Origin of the sequence: Streptomyces typhae (assembly GCF_009755605.1) — a bacterium.
Classification (GTDB): domain Bacteria; phylum Actinomycetota; class Actinomycetes; order Streptomycetales; family Streptomycetaceae; genus Streptomyces; species Streptomyces typhae.
On the sequence record NZ_WPNZ01000013.1, the window covers coordinates 126,581 to 144,078 of the forward strand.

At 73.2% G+C, this 17,498-nt stretch carries 17 protein-coding genes and 1 pseudogene; 10 read left to right on the forward strand and 8 right to left on the reverse strand.

What is annotated here, in order from left to right; translation table 11 throughout:
- Nucleotides 1-9: 9 nt before the first annotated feature.
- Entirely contained in the window at nt 10-528 is a 519-nt protein-coding gene (locus tag GPA10_RS23810) for a MarR family winged helix-turn-helix transcriptional regulator (RefSeq protein ID WP_157167261.1), read from the reverse strand.
- A 210-nt stretch (nt 529-738) separates the two neighbouring features.
- On the opposite strand from GPA10_RS23810, the gene GPA10_RS23815 reads away from it, so the two are divergent.
- The 7 genes from GPA10_RS23815 (at nt 739) to pcaDC (ending at nt 7,527) form a co-directional block, all read left to right on the forward strand.
- Nucleotides 739-1,617, forward strand: a complete 879-nt coding sequence (locus GPA10_RS23815) for a CoA transferase subunit A (protein WP_157167262.1) — start codon at nt 739-741, stop codon at nt 1,615-1,617.
- Nucleotides 1,617-2,273 (forward strand): CoA transferase subunit B, encoded by a 657-nt coding sequence (locus GPA10_RS23820; RefSeq protein ID WP_157167263.1) that lies wholly within the window; start codon nt 1,617-1,619, stop codon nt 2,271-2,273. The genes GPA10_RS23815 and GPA10_RS23820 overlap by 1 nt, the downstream gene beginning before the upstream one ends.
- Before the next feature lie 2 nt (nt 2,274-2,275).
- Complete coding sequence (locus tag GPA10_RS23825; protein WP_157167385.1) at nt 2,276-3,478, forward strand: thiolase family protein; 1,203 nt, start codon at nt 2,276-2,278, stop codon at nt 3,476-3,478.
- 101 nt (nt 3,479-3,579) lie between these two features.
- Complete coding sequence (gene pcaH / locus GPA10_RS23830) at nt 3,580-4,350, forward strand: protocatechuate 3,4-dioxygenase subunit beta (RefSeq protein WP_157167264.1); 771 nt, start codon at nt 3,580-3,582, stop codon at nt 4,348-4,350.
- Between the two features lie 5 nt (nt 4,351-4,355).
- Nucleotides 4,356-4,919: a protocatechuate 3,4-dioxygenase subunit alpha gene (pcaG, locus tag GPA10_RS23835; RefSeq protein ID WP_157167265.1), complete on the forward strand. Its 564-nt coding sequence runs from the start codon at nt 4,356-4,358 to the stop codon at nt 4,917-4,919.
- Nucleotides 4,916-6,364 (forward strand): 3-carboxy-cis,cis-muconate cycloisomerase, encoded by a 1,449-nt coding sequence (pcaB, locus tag GPA10_RS23840; protein WP_343041264.1) that lies wholly within the window; start codon nt 4,916-4,918, stop codon nt 6,362-6,364. Before pcaG ends, pcaB begins: the two co-directional genes overlap by 4 nt.
- Nucleotides 6,361-7,527: a bifunctional 3-oxoadipate enol-lactonase/4-carboxymuconolactone decarboxylase PcaDC gene (gene pcaDC, locus GPA10_RS23845; RefSeq protein ID WP_343041265.1), complete on the forward strand. Its 1,167-nt coding sequence runs from the start codon at nt 6,361-6,363 to the stop codon at nt 7,525-7,527. Before pcaB ends, pcaDC begins: the two co-directional genes overlap by 4 nt.
- Before the next feature lie 101 nt (nt 7,528-7,628).
- Here pcaDC and GPA10_RS23850 read toward each other — a convergent pair whose 3' ends face one another.
- From GPA10_RS23850 to GPA10_RS23870, 5 genes are all read right to left on the reverse strand, one after another.
- Entirely contained in the window at nt 7,629-8,609 is a 981-nt protein-coding gene (locus GPA10_RS23850; RefSeq protein ID WP_157167266.1) for a helix-turn-helix domain-containing protein, read from the reverse strand.
- Nucleotides 8,610-9,046: 437 nt separating this feature from the next.
- On the reverse strand, nt 9,047-9,952 hold the full coding sequence (locus GPA10_RS23855) for an SDR family NAD(P)-dependent oxidoreductase (RefSeq protein WP_157167267.1): 906 nt from the start codon (nt 9,950-9,952) through the stop codon (nt 9,047-9,049).
- Nucleotides 9,949-11,115 carry a 2,3-butanediol dehydrogenase gene (locus GPA10_RS23860; RefSeq protein ID WP_157167268.1) on the reverse strand — a complete coding sequence of 389 codons (1,167 nt, stop codon included), beginning with the start codon at nt 11,113-11,115 and terminating at the stop codon, nt 9,949-9,951. Before GPA10_RS23860 ends, GPA10_RS23855 begins: the two co-directional genes overlap by 4 nt.
- Nucleotides 11,112-12,494, reverse strand: a complete 1,383-nt coding sequence (locus tag GPA10_RS23865) for an MFS transporter (protein ID WP_157167269.1) — start codon at nt 12,492-12,494, stop codon at nt 11,112-11,114. The genes GPA10_RS23860 and GPA10_RS23865 overlap by 4 nt, the downstream gene beginning before the upstream one ends.
- 46 nt (nt 12,495-12,540) lie before the next feature.
- Complete coding sequence (locus GPA10_RS23870; protein ID WP_058851144.1) at nt 12,541-13,074, reverse strand: 2,4'-dihydroxyacetophenone dioxygenase family protein; 534 nt, start codon at nt 13,072-13,074, stop codon at nt 12,541-12,543.
- Nucleotides 13,075-13,398: 324 nt separating this feature from the next.
- Here GPA10_RS23870 and GPA10_RS23875 point away from each other — a divergent pair, with 324 nt between their 5' ends.
- The 3 genes and pseudogenes from GPA10_RS23875 to GPA10_RS23885 all read left to right on the forward strand — a co-directional run.
- The gene (locus tag GPA10_RS23875) at nt 13,399-13,674 is read left to right on the forward strand and encodes an SHOCT domain-containing protein (RefSeq protein ID WP_157167270.1); all 276 of its coding nucleotides are present in this window, start codon (nt 13,399-13,401) and stop codon (nt 13,672-13,674) included.
- The gene (locus tag GPA10_RS23880) at nt 13,671-14,684 is read left to right on the forward strand and encodes an ABC transporter ATP-binding protein (RefSeq protein ID WP_246259619.1); all 1,014 of its coding nucleotides are present in this window, start codon (nt 13,671-13,673) and stop codon (nt 14,682-14,684) included. Before GPA10_RS23875 ends, GPA10_RS23880 begins: the two co-directional genes overlap by 4 nt.
- 4 nt (nt 14,685-14,688) lie before the next feature.
- A pseudogene (locus GPA10_RS23885) lies at nt 14,689-16,146 on the forward strand (ABC transporter permease); the annotation flags it as partial.
- Nucleotides 16,147-16,265: 119 nt separating this feature from the next.
- Here GPA10_RS23885 and GPA10_RS23890 read toward each other — a convergent pair.
- Both GPA10_RS23890 and GPA10_RS23895 read right to left on the reverse strand, forming a co-directional pair.
- On the reverse strand, nt 16,266-16,778 hold the full coding sequence (locus tag GPA10_RS23890) for an ATP-binding protein (protein ID WP_343041266.1): 513 nt from the start codon (nt 16,776-16,778) through the stop codon (nt 16,266-16,268).
- Between the two features lie 237 nt (nt 16,779-17,015).
- Nucleotides 17,016-17,342 carry a hypothetical protein gene (locus GPA10_RS23895; RefSeq protein WP_058851146.1) on the reverse strand — a complete coding sequence of 109 codons (327 nt, stop codon included), beginning with the start codon at nt 17,340-17,342 and terminating at the stop codon, nt 17,016-17,018.
- Nucleotides 17,343-17,498 lie beyond the last annotated feature (156 nt).

The window sequence follows — 17,498 nt, forward strand, 5'->3', positions numbered from 1 at the left end:
GCGGTCTCCTCACCGCCCCGCCGGCGCGGTCTCCTCCGGAGTCCGAGGCCCCTCGGGAGTTCCCAGCTCCTCCGGAGTCCGCAGCTCCTCCGGAGTCCGCAGCTCCTCCGCGGCGTCCGAGACGCGGCGGATCAAGGTCAGGAAGAGTGCTTGTTCCTCGGCGGACAGCGGCGCGAGGAAGACCTGGTTCATCCGGGCCGTGCGCACCGTGAGCCTGCGATGTGTCCGGGCGCCCTCGTCGGTGAGCCGCAGCAGGAACCGGCGGCCGTCGTCGGGATCCCGGACCTTGTCGAGCAGGCCCCGGCGGCTGAGCCGGCTGACGACCTCGGCGATGGTCGAGCGGTCGAGCCCCACGCGCTCGCCGACCGTCCTCTGATCGAGGCCCGGCTCGGCCGTGAGCGCGTTGAGCACGCCGAACTGGGGGGAAGTGATCTCCTCGGAGACCATCGTCGTCCACAGCAGGTGGTGCGCCTGCTGAAGACGCCGGGCCAAGTGCCCGGGGTGGGTGGTCAGGTCGACCGCGGCCATGGCGTTCCTCCCCGTCGCTTCTGTAAGTGCACTGAGGGTACCGCCTGGTCGCCGAGATGCCTTGCCTCTGCACAAGGCGGTGACCTGCTGGTTCATGGGATCTATTGACGGTCGGTACACCGGGTGCCAGCATGACGCATTCCGAGAAAGTAGTCAGTGCACTGATTAACTCCGAGGATTCGAGCCCTTGGGGGAGTGGAGGCTTCCGGTATGGACAAAGTGGTCGCCACCGCCGCTGAGGCGGTGGCCGATGCCCGGGACGGGGCGACACTCGCGGTGGGCGGCTTCGGCCTGAGCGGTGTGCCCAACGTACTGATCGGCGCCCTGTACGACCTGGGGGTCAAGGATCTCGGCGTGGTGTCCAACAACTGCGGCGCGCTGGAATCCGGCCTCGCGGTCCTGCTGTCCGCGGGCCGCATCTCCCGGGTGACCGGGTCCTACATCGGTGCGAACAAGGAGTTCGCCCGCCAGTACCTGGGGGGCGAACTGGAGGTGGAGATGATTCCGCAGGGCACGCTGGCCGAGAGGTTGCGGGCCGGGGGGCTCGGCATCCCGGCCTTCTACACCCCGGCGGGGGTCGGCACCCAGGTCGCCGACGGCGGACTTCCCTGGCGGTACGACGGCCAGGGGGGCGTCGCGGTGGCGTCACCACCCAAGGAAGTACGCACCTTCGACGGCACCGAGTACGTCCTCGAGCACGGCATCCGTACGGACTTCGCGCTGGTGCGCGCGGCCAGGGGGGACCGGCACGGGAACCTGGTCTTCAACAAGTCGAGCCGGAACTTCAACCCGCTGGCCGCGATGGCGGGGAGAGTGACGGTGGCCGAGGTGGAGGAGTTGGTGGAGCCGGGCGGGATCGACCCCGACCAGGTGCATCTGCCCGGTGTCTTCGTCCAGCGCGTGGTCGCGCTCACACCCGAGCAGGCGGTGGACAAGGGCATCGAGCGGCGCACGGTCTCCGCGTCGCCGACGCGCGGGGCCGGGACGGAGAGCGCGGGGACGGGGAGCGCCGGGACTAGGCACACCGGGACGGGGAGCACCGGATCAAGCAGCACCGGAACAAGGAGCACCGGAACGGAGAGCGCCTGATGGCCTGGACACGCGAGCAGATGGCGGCGCGCGCGGCGCGCGAGCTGGCGGACGGTCAGTACGTGAACCTCGGTATCGGGTTGCCGACGCTGATCCCCAATCACCTTCCGGACGACGTCGAAGTCGTCCTCGAGTCGGAGAACGGCATCCTCGGCGTGGGGCCCTACCCCGCCGAGGACGAGGTCGACCCGGACCTGATCAACGCCGGGAAGGAGACGGTCACGGTGGTGCCCGGCGCCTCCTACTTCGACTCCTCCCTGTCCTTCGGGATGATCCGCGGCGGGCACATCGACGTGGCCGTACTCGGCGCCATGCAGGTGTCCGCGCGGGGCGACCTCGCCAACTGGGCCGTCCCCGGAAAGATGATCACCGGGATCGGCGGGGCGATGGATCTGGTGCACGGTGCCCGGACGGTCGTCGTGGTCATGAACCACACGGCCAAGGACGGCTCCGCGAAGATCGTTCAGGAGTGCTCGCTGCCCCTGACCGGCAAGGCCTGCGTCGACCGGATCGTCACCGACCTCGGCGTCCTCGACGTCACCGGCGACGGCCTCGCGCTGGTCGAGACCGCCCCCGGAGTGTCCGCCGAGGACATCGTGCGCAAGACGGCCGCGGACCTCCGTGTCGCCCTCGCCGCGGAGGAGACAGCATCATGAGCCTGCGCGACGTGTACGTCGTGGACGCCGTCCGGACCCCGATCGGGAAGTACGGCGGCGGCCTCGCGGGCGTACGCCCCGACGACCTGGCCGCCCACACCATCCGCGAACTCCTCGCCCGCACACCGCAGCTCGACCCCTCCCGCATCGGCGACGTCTACTTCGGCAACGCCAACGGAGCGGGCGAGGAGAACCGCAACGTCGGCCGGATGGCGGGCCTGCTCGCGGGCCTGCCGACCTCCGTGCCGGGGGTCACCGTCAACCGGCTGTGCGCCTCCGGCCTCGAAGCGGTCGTCCAGGCCGCGCGGGCCGTCGCACTCGGCGACGTCTCCATCGCCCTGGCCGGGGGAGTCGAGTCGATGACCCGCGCGCCCTACGTCCTGCCCAAGAGCGACCGTCCTTTCCCCGCGGGCCACACCGAGCTGTACTCGACCACCCTCGGCTGGCGCATGGTCAACCCGCGGATGGAGCCGCAGTGGACCGTGCCGCTCGGCGAGTCGGCCGAGCTGATCGCCGACAAGCACGGCATCACCCGCGAGCAGCAGGACGCCCTGGCGCTCGCGTCCCACCGCAAGGCGTCCGCCGCGTGGCACGGCGGGCTGTTCGACGCCGAGGTGGTACCGGTACCGCGGCGCAAAGGCGACCCGGTTCTCCTCGACCGCGACGAAAGCGTGCGGGAGAACGCCTCCCGGGAGGCGATGGCCAAGCTGAAGCCGTCCTTCCGTGCGGCGGAGGAAGGGGGCACCGTCACGGCGGGCAACGCGTCCCCGCTCAACGACGGCGCCGCCGCGCTGCTCCTCGTCGACGAAGAGGGCCTGCGGGCCACCGGGCGCGAACCGCTGGCCCGCGTCGCGGCCACCGGTGTCGCCGCGGTCGAGCCGCACTGGTTCGGCCTCGGTCCCGTCGAAGCCGTCAACCGCGCCCTCGCCAGAGCGGGCAGGTCCTTCGGCGACCTGACGACGCTGGAGCTCAACGAGGCGTTCGCCGCTCAAGTACTCGGCTGTGTCGCCGAATGGCCCGAGTTCGACCCGGCGATCCTCAACCCGTACGGCGGTGCCATCGCCCTCGGCCACCCGCTGGGGGCCTCCGGCGCCCGCCTCGCCGGCACCGTGGCGCACCAGCTCGCCCGCAACGGCTCCGGCACCGGCGTCGCCACCCTCTGCATCGGGGTCGGCCAAGGGCTCGCCCTCGTCCTCGAACGCTGAGCGGGCGCGCCCCCCGTATATCCGTGCCCCGCCCGTAGACCCGCCCTCATGGACTCGCGTACGCACGCCCGTACGTACGTACTAGGAATCCGGGAAACCTCATGACTCACACCCAGTCGGACATCGACACCGCCATCGACGAACTCCAGAACGCCTACGACGAGGCGCTGGCGGCAGGCGCGCCCGCCCGCCACCACCCGCGGCGCGACTACGCGCCCTACCGCAGCTCGCTGCTCCGCCACCCCAAGCAGCCGCTCGTCCCCGTGCACGGCGGCGATCCCGAGACGGTCGAGCTGTCCGGTCCGGTGTTCGGCCCGACCGACATCACGGAGACCGACAACGACCTCACCGTCCAGCACCAGGGTGAGCCGCTCGGCGAGCGCATCACCGTGTCGGGGCGGCTGCTCGACCGCGCCGGGCACCCCGTACGCGGACAGCTCATAGAACTCTGGCAGGCCAACGCCTCCGGCCGCTACGCGCATCTGCGCGACCAGCATCCGGCGCCCCTCGACCCCAACTTCACCGGCGTCGGACGCACACTGACGGACGGCGAGGGCCGGTACACGTTCACCACGATCAAGCCGGGCGCCTACCCGTGGCGCAACCACACCAACGCGTGGCGCCCCGCCCACATCCACTTCTCCGTCTTCGGCACCGCGTTCACGCAACGCCTCGTGACACAGATGTACTTTCCGAACGACCCGCTGTTCCCCTACGACCCGATCCTGCGCTCGGTCACCGACCGGGCCGCCCGCGAACGACTGGTCGCCGCCTACCGCCACGACCTGTCGCGGCCCGAGTTCTCCCTCGGCTACGAGTGGGACATCGTCCTCGACGGTCCCTCCGCCACCTGGATCGAAGAAGGGCACTGAGCGTCATGACCGAGACGATCCTCCCCACGCCGTCCCACACCGTCGGCCCCTTCTACGGGTACGCGCTTCCCTTCCCCGAGGGGGAGCAGATAGCGCCCAAGGGCCACCCCGACACCATCGTGCTGCACGGGTACGTGCTCGACGGCCACGGCGACCCGGTGCCCGACGCCCTCCTGGAGTTCTGGCAGGCGGCCCCGGACCGCTCTCTCGCCGGCGCTCCGGGCTCGCTCCGCCGCAACCCGGTGACGGGTGGCTTCCTCGGCCGCAACGGCACCGACTTCACCGGCTTCGGCCGGGTCGCCACGGACGCCGACGGTCACTACGCCCTCCACACCCTTCAGCCCGGCACCGCCGGAGTGCCGTACATCAGCGTCTGCGTCTTCGCGCGCGGCCTGCTGCACCACCTCTTCACGCGCGCCTACCTCGCGGACGGCACCGACCCGCTGCTGGACTCCGTGGAGCGGGAGCGCCGGGCCACACTGATCGCGCGGCCAGGTGAGAACCGTGCCTACCGTTTCGACATCCGGCTTCAAGGTGAAGGCGAGACCGTGTTCCTGGAGTTCCCGTGACATCCTCCGACATCGATCACGGCCTCCTCGCCCCCGGGCGGGCAGGCTCCCCCGCCGAGTCCGCGACCGCCGACACCGCGTTCCTGCGGGCCATGCTCGACGCCGAGGCGGCCCTCACCCGGGCCCAGACGGCCCTCGGCCAGGCCCCCGCGGAGGCCGGCCGGGCGGTCACGGCCGCGGCAGGCTCGGCCCGCTTCGACGTCCGTGACATCGCCCACCGCGCCCGGGGCGGCGGCAACCCCGTCATCCCGTTGGTGGCGGACCTGACGGCATCCGTGCCCGACGAGTTCGGCCCCTACGTGCACCGCGGGGCGACCAGCCAGGACATCATGGACACCGCCATGATGCTGGTCGCGGCCCGCACGGTGGACCTCGTCCTCGAAGACCTGCGGCGCACCGAACGGGCGCTGTCCGGTCTCGCCGCGGCGCACCGGGACACGGTGATGCCCGGCCGCACCCTGACCCAGCACGCGGTACCGACGACCTTCGGCCTCAAGGCGGCAGGGTGGCGTTCGCTGGTCCTCGACGCACGGGACCGGCTGCGTGGCGTACGCGCTTCGCTGCCCGTGCAACTCGGCGGTGCCGCCGGCACCATGGCCGCCTTCGGCCCGCCCGGCGACGAGGGGGACTCGGGCACGGCGCGACGCCTCACCGCCGCCTACGCGCACGAGACCGGCCTCGCGGCACCGGATCTGCCCTGGCACACCCTCCGCACGCCCGTCGCGGACCTGGCGGGCGCCCTCGCGTTCACGGCGGGGGCCCTCGGCAAGACGGCGGCCGATGTCCTCACCCTGTCCCGCACCGAGATCGCCGAGCTGTCGGAGGGCACCGGCGGGGACTCCTCGGCCATGCCCCACAAGAGGAACCCGGTGCGCGCCACGCTCGTCGCCGGGGCCGCCCGCCGCGCCCCCGGCCTCGCCGCCACCCTGTACGCCTCGATGGCCGCGGAGGACGAGCGCCCCGCCGGCGCCTGGCACGCGGAGTGGGAGACGCTCCGCGATCTGCTGCGTCTGGTCGGCGGGGCCGCCCGCGACACCGCCGAACTTGCCGAGGGGCTGCGGGTCCACCCGGACGCCATGCGCGAGCATCTGCACCTGACGGCCGGGTTGATCGTCTCCGAGCGGGTGGCCGCCGTCCTTGCCCCTGTCCTGGGCCGGGGCCGGGCCAAGGCGCTCCTCTCGGACCTCGCCGCACGCACCAGGACAGAGGGCAGGACACTCGCCGAGCTCCTCACCGAACACCCCGAACTCGACGGCCTCGGTGTCGACGGCCTTTCCTTCGACGGCGACGGTCTTCCCTTCGACGGCGACGGTCTTCCCCTCGACGGCGAAGGCCTTCCCCTCAATGGCGAGGGCCTCACCCTCGACGTCGACGATCTCACCGACCCGGCGCGCTACACCGGCTCCGCCGGGATCCTCACCGACCGTGCCCTGGAGCGACAGTGACGAGCAAGCCGAACACCTCCCCGGCCACCGGCCAGTACCGGGGACTGCCCCACCACCGCGCGGAGGGCCCGCCCTCCGCCCCCGCCCTGCTCCTCGGCCCGTCGCTCGGCACCTCCACCGCCCTGTGGGACGCCGTCGCCCCCGAACTGGCCGTCACGCACCGGGTCGTACGCTGGGACCTCCCCGGCCACGGCGGCTCCGCCGCCGACCTCGTCGGCCCGGGAGTGACCGTCGGCGACCTGGCCGCACTGGTGCTCGCGCTCGCCGACTCGCTCGACATCCACCGGTTCGCCTACGCGGGCGTCTCGCTCGGCGGAGCCGTCGGCCTGCACCTCGCCGTGCACCACCCCGAGCGGGTGGAGAGCCTCGCCGTCATCTGTTCGTCCGCGCACTTCGGCGGCTCCGCCCCGTGGGAGGAGCGGGCCGCCCGCGTACGCCGCGAGGGTCTGGCCGCACTCGCCGACAGCGCGCCGTCCCGATGGTTCACGCCCGGTTTCACCGTGCCCCGCCTCGTGGCCGACCACCGTGCCGCCGACCCCGCCGCGTACGCGGCGTGCTGCGACGCGCTCGCCGCGTTCGACATCCGGGACGGGCTCTCCTCGATCACCGCCCCCACGGTGCTCCTCGCGGGCCGCGAGGACCCCGCGACTCCGCCCGCACACCTGCGGGAGATCGCCGACACGGTCCCCGGTGCCTCGCTCACCGAGATTCCGGGCGCCTCCCACCTCGCACCGTGCGAGCGGCCCGAAGCCGTGCTGACCGCGCTCCGCACCCACTTCTCGGGGGCCGGGGCCGCGAAGCGGGGGACGGCGGTGCGCCGCCAGGTACTCGGGGACGCGCATGTGGACCGCGCGCAGGAGCGGCAGAACGGCTTCACCGCTCCGTTCCAGGACTTCATCTCCCGCTACGCCTGGGGGGAGATCTGGACCGACGACCGGCTCTCCCGCCGCGAACGCAGCCTGATCACCATGACGGCCCTCGTGGCGCAGGGCCACTACGAGGAACTGGCCATGCACGTCCGGGCGGCGCGACGCAACGGGCTGTCGGCCGAGGAGATCGGCGCGGCACTGCTCCAGACGGCGGTCTACTGCGGTGTCCCGGCTGCCAACTCCGCGTTCGCCGTGGCCCAGCGCGTGCTGGCGGAGGACGACGCCGGCCGCTGACGCCGGCCGGTGACGGCGGCCGGTGACGGCGGTCGCGACGGGGGCCGGGGACGGGAGCCGCGGCCGCGCCCCTTGTCGGCCCCCGCGCGCCGTCGCGGTGGTCAGTCCGGGCGGCCGGGCGAGGCCGGGCGCAGCTCGCCCGGTGTCCGCCCGTACCGCTCACGGAAGACGCGGGTGAAGTGCGACTGGCTGGCGAAGCCCCACACGTGCGCGATGTCGGCCACCGTCAGGCGTGCCGAACCGGGGTCGGTGAGCTGCTCGTGGGCCCGCTCCAGGCGGCTCTCCAGAATGTGGCGGGAGGGGCTGAGCCCGGCCTGCCGGAAGTCGCGGCTCAGCTGCCGGGTGGAGACGCCCACCGCGTCGGCGACGTGCTCCGCGCACAGCCGGGGGTCGGACAGGCGCTGGTCGATGTACTCCTTGGCGAGCAGCAGCCGGGCGCCCTGGTCGTCGCCGGGCCGCCCGTCCCCAAGGCGGGACGCCGCGAGCGAGCGCACCAGCCCCAGGACGGTGCCTTCGGTGCCCGTCACGTCGCCGGGCTCCCGCTGGGCGAACCAGCCGCCCAGCACGGACTCCAGGACCCGCACCGCCGGGGCGTCGGCCGACGACCGCCGCCCGAAGACCAGCGGCACCGGAAGCTCGGCGGACAGGCAGCGCTCGGCGAAGACCTCCCGGGGGATGTCCACCAGGAGCTGGCGCATGGTCGTGGGGAAACCGAGCAGGTAGGAGCGGCGGGTGTCGTACAGGACCAGGTCGCCCGCGCCGAGGCTGAGGCAGCCGCCGCTGTGGAAGAACACCGCCTGCCCCGAGACCAGCAGGGTTGCGAAGACGGAGTCCTTGGGGGTCTCCCGGCACAGCCGCGCGTTGCGCTCGATGACGTGCTCGTTCCCGGCGATGTCGGCCAGGCGCAGGCTGCCGAGGCCGACGTTGGTCTGAGTGGCGAGAAGTCCGTCGTCGGAGTACGGGGAACAGGTCAGGCCGACCAGGGCCTGCCGGTTGTAGTCCTCCCAGAGGTCGACGCGGTCCGCCTGGTCGACCGACCGTGTCGTCACTCGGGAGAACACAGTGGCGGGGTGTCCGGTCAACTCGGCCTCCTTGCTGCCGTGAGCCAGTGTCCTGCGCGCCGCGGGGGAGTGCGCCTTCGAAGCAGGCCCCGGCGGGCCGGGCCGTATGTGCCGGGCCGGATGTGCCGGGGCGGGGGGCCCGCCGGGCTCGGCGCGTCGGGCAGGGCCTGCCGGAGTGGTTCCGTCGGAGAGGTTCCGCCGGGGCCGGATCCGGCCGGGGCGCCCGTGTGCTGTGCCCGTCAGCGAAGGCTACTCGGCGATGCGGCTCCGGTCACGACCCGAAGACGGACCCCCGTCCGACGGCCCGCCCCGGTTCTTCGGGGCGGGCCGTCGGACGGGGGTGACAGGGCGGGGCGGGTCGGGGTGAAGCGCGCGTTCCGTGGAGTGGGGGGAGCCGCGCGGGCTGTCGCTCGGGGAGGGCCTGGGGCGGCGCGGGTCCGGATCGGCCTGGTGGGGTCTCAGACCGCCGAGTAGCCGCCGTCGACGGGGATCACCGCGCCGTTGACGTAGGCCGCCGCAGGGCCGCACAGGAACGCGATCACCGAGGCGACCTCGCGGGGCAGCCCGAGGCGCCCCATAGGGACGCGGGCGAGCACGGCACCTGCCGCCGCCGGGTCGTCGAGCACCCCGCGGGCCAGCGGGGTGACGACGAAGCCCGGCGCCACCGCGTTCACCCGGATGCCGTCGGACGCGTACTCGGCCGCCAGGGACCGCGTGAGCTGGGAGACGCCGCCCTTGCTGGCGCTGTAGGCGGGCCGGTCCCGGCTGCCGAACAGCGCGAACATGGACGAGACGGTGACGATGGAGCTGCCGGAGCTGCCGGAGCTGCCGGAGCTGCCGGAGCTGCCGGGGCTGCTGGAGCCGTCGGAGCCGCCGGATCTGCCGGAGTCGATGGAGTCGCCGGAGTCGGCCCGGCGGGCCAGCAGCGGCCGGGCCGCCTCGCACGCCGTCATCGCCGCGCCCAGGTTGACCGCGAGGACGCGGTCCCAGGTCGCGGGCTCGTACTCGGCGCGGTCCGCGCTCGTGCCCGCGCAGACCACCAAGTGGTCGAGGGCGCCGGTCTCCGCGATACGCCGGGCCAGGCCCTCCCGGTCGGTCACGTCCTGTTCGACGACGCGCACCCGCTCGTGCCGGGGCGGTTCGCCGCCGGGCGCGGGCGGCAGCCCCAGGGCGTACACCTGGGCGCCCAGCTCCGCCAGCAGCTCGGCGGTGGCCGCACCGATGCCCGAGGTGCCACCCGTGACCAGCGCGGTGCGGCCCGCGAAGGCGTCGGGGCCGGGGAACGCCGGGGCGGCGCCGGGGCCGGTGCCCGCGACGGGCGGTACGGGCCCGGTGCCGGTGCCGGTCGGTGCGCCGGTGGTCATCGGCTGTCTCCTCTCCGTCCGGCGGGCGCCGGGGCCGCCGGGGTACGCGCTTCAGGGACCGGGGCCGAGTCCGAGTCCGGGGCCGAGTCCGACGCAGGGGCCGAGGGCGAGGCCGAGGGCGACACCAGGATCTTGATCTGGTCGCCGCCGTCGAGCAGCGACGAGAACCCCGCACGCACCACGTCGTCGAGGCCGATGACGGACGTCACCACGGGGCGGAGGTCCAGGCCCTCCGTGCCGACGAGCCGGATCAGCTCCGGGTAGGTGTCCCGGTAGCCGACACTCGCCACGATCGAGTGCTCGTTGTCCACCAGCGCCGAGGAGTCGAAGCTGACGCGGCGCCCCAGCCCCACGAGGACCGTCCGCCCGCCGCGGCGGGTGGCCGACAGGCAGGTGTCCAGGGCCGCCTGGGAGCCGACCACCTCGAAGGCCACGTCGGCGCCCTCACCCCCGCAGGCGGCACGCACCCGGAGCCCCGCGTCCCCCTCCCCGGCGTCCCGGGCGTCCACCACCTCGGTCGCGCCGAGGCGCGCGGCGAGGCCGAGCCGGGCCGGGTCGACGTCACAGGCGACGATCCGCCGGATGCCCCGCCGCGCGGCGAGCAGCACGGTGAGGAGTCCGACCGGGCCGAGGCCCACGACGGCCACGCTGTCGGCGTCCCCGCCGCGCCGCAGCGCGTGCAGCGCGACCGAGGCGGGTTCGAAGAGCGCCGCCTGCTCGAAGGGCACCTCGTCGGGCAGCCGGTGCGCCATGTACGCGGGCACCGTGGCGTACTCGGCGAGCCCGCCGTGGCCCATCAGACCGGCGAAGCCGAAGTGGCGGCAGATGTTGTACTCGCCCGCCAGGCAGCGCGGGCAGGCGCCGCAGCGGTAGTGCGGTTCGACCGCGACGCGGTCACCGGCCGCGAGGCCCCGCACGGCCGGGCCCACGGCGGTGACCGTGCCGCAGAACTCGTGCCCGAGGACGAGGGGGGCGCGGACGCCCGAGGCCGGGTGGGCCTTGCCGACCGGCACCGAGTGCGGGCCGTCGGCGTACTCGTGCAGGTCGCTGCCGCAGATCCCGCAGTACGCCACCGAGAGGAGCACCTCGTCCGGGCCCGGCGGGGTCACCTCCCGCTCGGTGACCCGTACATCGCGCGCTCCGTACCAGACCGCGGCCTTCATAGTGCACTCTCCGAGGTGGTGACCGGTGTGGTGGTGTGGGCGAGCCCGGCGTCGGCGCTCCTGCGGCGCAGCACCGCGGGGGCGGTCTCCCGCAGCCCGAGGGCGAGCAGCACGACGGCGACGGCGCCGCCGGACGAGATGAACATCGCCGCGTCCAGACCCCAGACGTCCGAGGCGAGACCGGCGACCAGAGGCCCGAGGAACCCGCCCGCCAGCTCACCGACGCCCATGACCAGGCCGAGGGCGACGGTCAGCGTCCGGCGCGGCACGGTCTCGGCCGGAATGGTCGCCATGATCAGCGTGAAGCAGCCGAGACCGGTGTAGGTGAGCACCACGACGCCGCCGAGCAGCACCGGGTCGTCGACGTACACCACGGCCAGCGGGCACAGCGCCGCCACGACGGTGAAGGCGATGAGCGCGCCCCGCCGGCCGATCCGGTCGGACACCGCCGGGGTCAGGAAGCCCCACAGCACCCAGGCCACGCCGAAGCAGGTCATGACGTGGCTCATCGTGCCGGAGGAGAAGCCCTTCTCGTCCTCCAGGTAGGTGGGCGTGAAGGTGATGATGACCGTGAACCAGGTCAGGTAGCAGCAGGCCGCCAGGGCGCACAGCACGATGTTGCGGTGCGCGAGGACCTCCCGCAGCACCTCGCGCAGCGAGGGCGCGGCCTCCTCCGGCGCGGCCTCCTCCGGCGCGGCCTCCTCCGGCGCGGCGGCTTCCGGGGCGGCGGGGAGCACGGGGGCGGGCGGGCGCTCGCGCACCGACCGCACGATCCACACGGCGATCAGCAGCCCGGGGACGATGGTCACCAGGAACGCCGTCCGCCAACTGTGGTGCTCGGCGATCCAGACCACGACCAGCGGGGCGACGATGCCGCCGAGCAGCCCCGCGGACGACCCCTGGAGCAGGCCCATGTTCAGGCCCCGCCGGTGCTCCCGCGAGGCCTCCACCATCAGCGACTGCGCCAGCGGCAGGACCGCGCCCTCCGCGAGGCCCATCAGGGCCCTGGCGATCAGCAGACCGGCGAAGCCGGTCATCAGGCCGCCCGCCGCGGAGAAGCAGGAGAACAGCACGACGGCGGCGATCAGGACCGGGCGGCGGCCGTACCGGTCCGCCAGCCTGCCGCAGACAAGGCCCGACAGTGCCCACGTGAGCGCAAGCACACCGGACAGGACGCCCAGGGCCGTGTGCGAGAGGTGGAAGTCGTCGGAGATGAACGGGGCGAGGAAGGTCAGCGCCTGGCGGTCGAAGAAGACGAAGCCGAAGGCCGCGAAGAGGACGAGCAGCAGCCGGTGCTCGTAGCGGCGGGCCTCGGCGTCCCCGGGTGCCGCCACCGGGTCCGGCGGCGCGGCGCCGGACCGGGAAGAGGGTCTGGTCATGGCGACCTCATGTCGGGTTCTGGACTCGGGTTCCGGACGCCGCCGGTCAGCGGAACAGGGAGTTGACGTAGTCGGCGCCGATGCCGACCTCGTCGTAGTGGCGGCGGCACATCTCGATGTAGTCGTGCACGTCGAAGAACCCGTTGGGCTCGCCGTTCTCGTCCAGCCAGATGAGCGGGCCCTTGACGATGAAGAGCGCCTTCATCGGCTCCTCGCTCTCGTACGCGACCAGGGTGTGGCCCTCGCCCGGAGCCTCGTACACGAAGTCACCGGCGCTGGCCGTCCAGGGCCGCTCCAGGTAGCCCCACTTGCCGGAGATGGTGTACGCGAACACCTCGTGCGGGTGGTAGTGGCGGTTGACCAGGCCCGCCTCCTTGGCCCGCAGGATGTCGGACCACGTGTTGTCCTTCACGTTGATCCACAGCGGGCGGGAGCTGACGGTGTCGGTGAAGGGCGCGTAGTAGCGGTCGTCGTCGGTGGCGACGTCGGAGAGGTAGACCTCCGGCAGCGCGTCCGGCTTGAACGAGTTCTCGATCGGCTTGAGGTTCTTCCAGAACTCGTTCTTCGGCTGCTCAGGCATGGGACGGACTCCCTCGGCTCGTTCATCGGGTGGTTGGCGGGAAGTCAATCCCGCGCCGCATGTCCTGTCTGTCCCGTACGGGACACCCTCCCTTGCCTGTTCCGGACGAGCGCACAGGCCGTGCTCGGTGCCCTGGCCCGTAACAGGCGGTGGACATGGCCGGGAAGGGCCCGACCGCAGGGGGATCGGAGCAGCCGTCACCGCCCCGCGTACTCCCGCGGAGGTACCCGCGCGGCCGCTGGTCGTACGACGACTCGGGGCCGTTCGGCGAGGAGTCTCGGAGGTGATCGATCCGAAGCCGTGCTCACCGAGGAGATGGAGACCATGCAGACCCTGGCTTTCGACGGCGGACCCGGCCCCTGGGTCCTGCTCCTTCCGCTGATCTGGGCGGCCGTCGTCATCGGCGTCATCGCGTTCGTGCGCCGTACGGCGGGCCGCGGCCGGCGGGGGCCCCGGCGGTTCGGCGGCGACGACAAGTCGCCGATCGCGGTGCTCGGCCACCGCTTCGCCACCGGCGAGATCGACGAGGACGAGTACTGGCGGCGGCTGAGCGTCCTCAAGGAGGAGTTCAGTCGCGCGGTGAAGGGCGGCCGGGCATGAACACCGCCACCCCGCACCGGCCGTCCGGCGCTCCGCACGTCCCGTACGCCGCCCGGGTCGAGGCGGCCGTGAAGGTCCACGGCACCTCCGGGACCGCGGTCACCGCCCTGGACGGTGTGAGCGTGGGCTTCCCGGCAGGCCGCTTCACCGCGATCATGGGGCCTTCCGGCTCGGGCAAGTCCACCCTGATGCACTGCGCCGCCGGTCTGGACACGCTGACGTCCGGCTCCGCGTACATCGGCGACACCGACCTCGGTTCGCTCGACGACCGGCGCCTGACCCTGCTGCGCCGCGACCGCGTCGGCTTCGTCTTCCAGGCCTTCAACCTGGTGCCGACGCTGACCGTGGCGGAGAACATCACCCTGCCCATGGACCTCGCCGGGCACGGGAGCGGCCTCGGGCGAGGCCGAGGCCTCGGCCGTGGCCGGAAGGACCGGCACGGGCGACAGGACCGGCGGGCCCGGCAGGAGCAACTGGAGTGGACCGAGGCCCTCATCGACGTCGTCGGCCTTCAGGACCGGCTGCACCACCGGCCCGCCGAACTGTCCGGCGGCCAGCAGCAACGCGTCGCCGTGGCACGGGCGTTCGCCGGCCGTCCCGACGTCGTCTTCGCCGACGAACCCACCGGCAACCTCGACTCCCGGTCCGGCGAGGAAGTCCTCGGCCTGCTCGGCCGCGCGGTGCGCGGCATGGGCCGCACCGTCGTCATGGCCACCCACGACCCTGTGGCCGCCGCGCACGCGGACGAAGTGCTCTTCCTCGCCGACGGCCGCCTCACGGACCGCATGGCGGCGCCCACGGCCGACAAGGTCCTGGACCGCCTCAAGGCGTTCGACGCGCGAGCCGCGGAAGGCGTCGGGCCGCGCGCCGTGTCCGGCACCGCGTCCTTCGCACGAGTCGCGCCCGACACCACCACAGGCACCGTGCCGGACGCCGCGGCGGGCTCTGCGTCCGGCGCCGCCCCCGCACGCCCCGCGCCCGACACCGCCCCGGAAGGAGCCAAGCCATGAGCTCCGTCCCCGCGAGAACGCCCTGTTGCGCGCTCTCGGCGCCTCGCGCAAGCAGGTCACGGCGGCGACCCTGACCGAGGCGGGCGCGGTGGCCGTGGTCGCGTCGGCGGCGGGGCTCGCGGGCGGCATCGGCGTCGCGGTGGGCCTCCAGGCGCTGTTCCCCGCCATCGGCTTCCCCTTCCCCGAGGGGGACCTGGTCGTCAGCGGCACGTCGCTGCTGCTGCCCCTCGCGGTCGGAGCCGGCGCGGTCCTCGCCCTCGTGGCGTTCGTGGTGCTCGGGCCGGTCGCGTCCGCGCGGGCGGTACGGATCATCGGTGGGCCCCTGGACCGGCTGCGCGGCGTCACCGGCTCGCTCGCCCGGCGCAACGCCCTGCGCAGCCCGAAGCGGACCGCCGCCACCGCGAGCGCCTTGATGATCGGGGTCGCCGTGGTCTCGCTGTTCACGGTCTTCGGCGCCTCGCTGAAGGCCACCATGGACCAGACGGTAGAACGTTCGTTCGCGGGCGACGTCGCGGTCAGCACCCCGTCGTTCGGGGCGGGCGGCAGCGGCCTCAGCCCGTGCCTCGCGCCCGCGCTCGCCGAGCGCCCGGAGGTCGCCACGGCCGTCGGGCTCGGCAGGGGAGTGGCGGAAGTCGACGGCGAGGGGCGGGCGTTGACCGTCACCGACCCGGTCGCGCTCGCCGAGGCCTTCGACCTCGGCACGGTCGAGGGAACCCTGGACGGCCTCGGCGACGACGGCATCGCGATCACCCGCGGCGAGGCCGCCGAGCAGCACCTGAAGGTCGGCGACCGTACCGAACTCGCCTTCACCGACGGCAAGAAGGATGCCTTCACGGTCCGCGCCCTGTACGGGCGGTCCGAACTCGCGGGCGACTATGTCATCACCCGGGACGCCTGGGCCCCGCACCGGGTCCAGGACTCCGACACGCTGGTGTCGGTGACCTTCGAGGACGGCGTGGGCGCGGCCGACGGCAAGGCCGCGGTGGCCGAGGCGTACGGCGACCCGGAGGTCCAGACCCGCGACGAGTACGCGCAGTCGTCGGCGGGCGGCATCGACATGATGCTGCCCCTCGTCTACGCCCTGCTCGCGCTCGCCGTGCTCATCGCGCTCCTCGGCATCGCCAACACCCTCACCCTCGCGGTGCACGAACGCACCCGCGAACTGGGCCTGCTGCGGGCCGTCGGGCAGACCCGTGGGCAGCTGCGGGCCATGGTCCGATGGGAGTCCGTGCTGGTCGCCGCGTTCGGCACGGCGGGCGGGCTCGCGCTCGGCGGCTTCCTCGGCTGGGTCCTGGTGAAGGCCTCCGACGGGGCGCCCGACACCGCGTTCGCCTTCGCGCTGCCGCCCGCGCAGCTCGTCGTGGTCACCCTGGTGGGTCTCACGGCGGGCGCCCTCGCGGGCCTGCGGCCCGCCCGCCACGCCGCCCGCCTCGACGTGCTGCGAGCCGTCGCCGCCGACTGAGGACGGAAGCTCGCTGCCGACTGAACACGGACAGTCGCTGCCGACCGAGCACAGACCGTCGCCCCCGAGCGGGCAGGCGGACGATGGAGCCGAGAAGCGAAGAAGAGGTCACCGCCCGGTCAGCCGGCAACGGCCGACCGGGCGGGAGCGTGCGCGCCTGTGTCGGCGGCGACATCGGCGTACGGTTCCGCTCTCGCGGCGCCGTACACGGGGTACGCGGGTGCCGTCAGCGGCGACGACGGCGCGCAGAGCGTGAACCAGACGACCTTGCCCGCGTCGCCCTGCGGCTGCACGCCCCAGCTCTCGCTGACCGCCGCGACCATGGCGAGCCCGCGCCCGCAGGTCTCGAACGGTTCGGCCTCGTGCACGACCGGCACCCGGGGATCGTGGTCGTGGACGGAGACCATGAGCCGTTCGAGCAGCAGCTCGATCTCCACGGTGCACATCTTGTCCGGCTCCGCGTGCCGGTGGACGTTGGTCAACAGCTCGGTGACACCGAGCGCGGCCTGGTCGATCAGAGGGTCCAGATGCCAATAGCGCAACTGCGCCGATACGATTCTGCGGACTTGGCCGATCCGCGACGGCAGGGCTTGGAGCTCTACCGTGCAATGCCTGCTTGGCTGGCTGATCACGGTGCGACTCCCCGAATTGAGGTCCGGAAGAAGACGGCGTTCGGATCCAGAAGAAGACGGCGTTTCCAGAAGAAGACGGCGTTCGGATCCAGCAGGGGCCGCTGTGCTGAGCTGCCGCCTGCTGTGGTCGGCCCGGCGGGCTGGTTCGCAGCGTTATCGCCGGTAAACCCAGAGTGATGTGAGACCAGCGTGACCCAGCGGGTGCGGGCGTGCAACTCGCGCCCGCACCCGCCCCTCTCAGCTGCGGCGTCCGCCCGCTGCCGTGCGCAGCGCCTCCAGGAAGGTGCGGACCGTGGGGGGCCCGGTCTCTCCGGGCACGGGATCGTGTTCGCCGAGGGTGAGCAGATACCGGGTGCCGTTCACATCGGCCAGGGCCCGGTCGTGCGGGGCGAACCATGGCTTGCCCGCGCGCACTGCCCGCAGGGGCGCGCTGTCGATCTCCGTTCCGTAGCTGGTGAGCAGTTCCAGCCTGCCGTCGCTGATCCGGACCTGGCCTGCGCGCGTCAGCGACCTGAGCCGCCGCCCGATCCGCACGCCCGTGGCCCTGAACTCCGGCTCTGCCATGAGGCTCCGCCCCCTTGCGCCTGGTGATGGTGCGCCTGATCGCGTGTCCGGCGCGCGTGCGCCGTCGTACGCCTGCAGAAAAACCTACCCCCGTCGCTGCGGTGCAGTGTGCACGCACGCGGCTGAGAGGACCAGTGTGCCCGGCGACGTCGCACA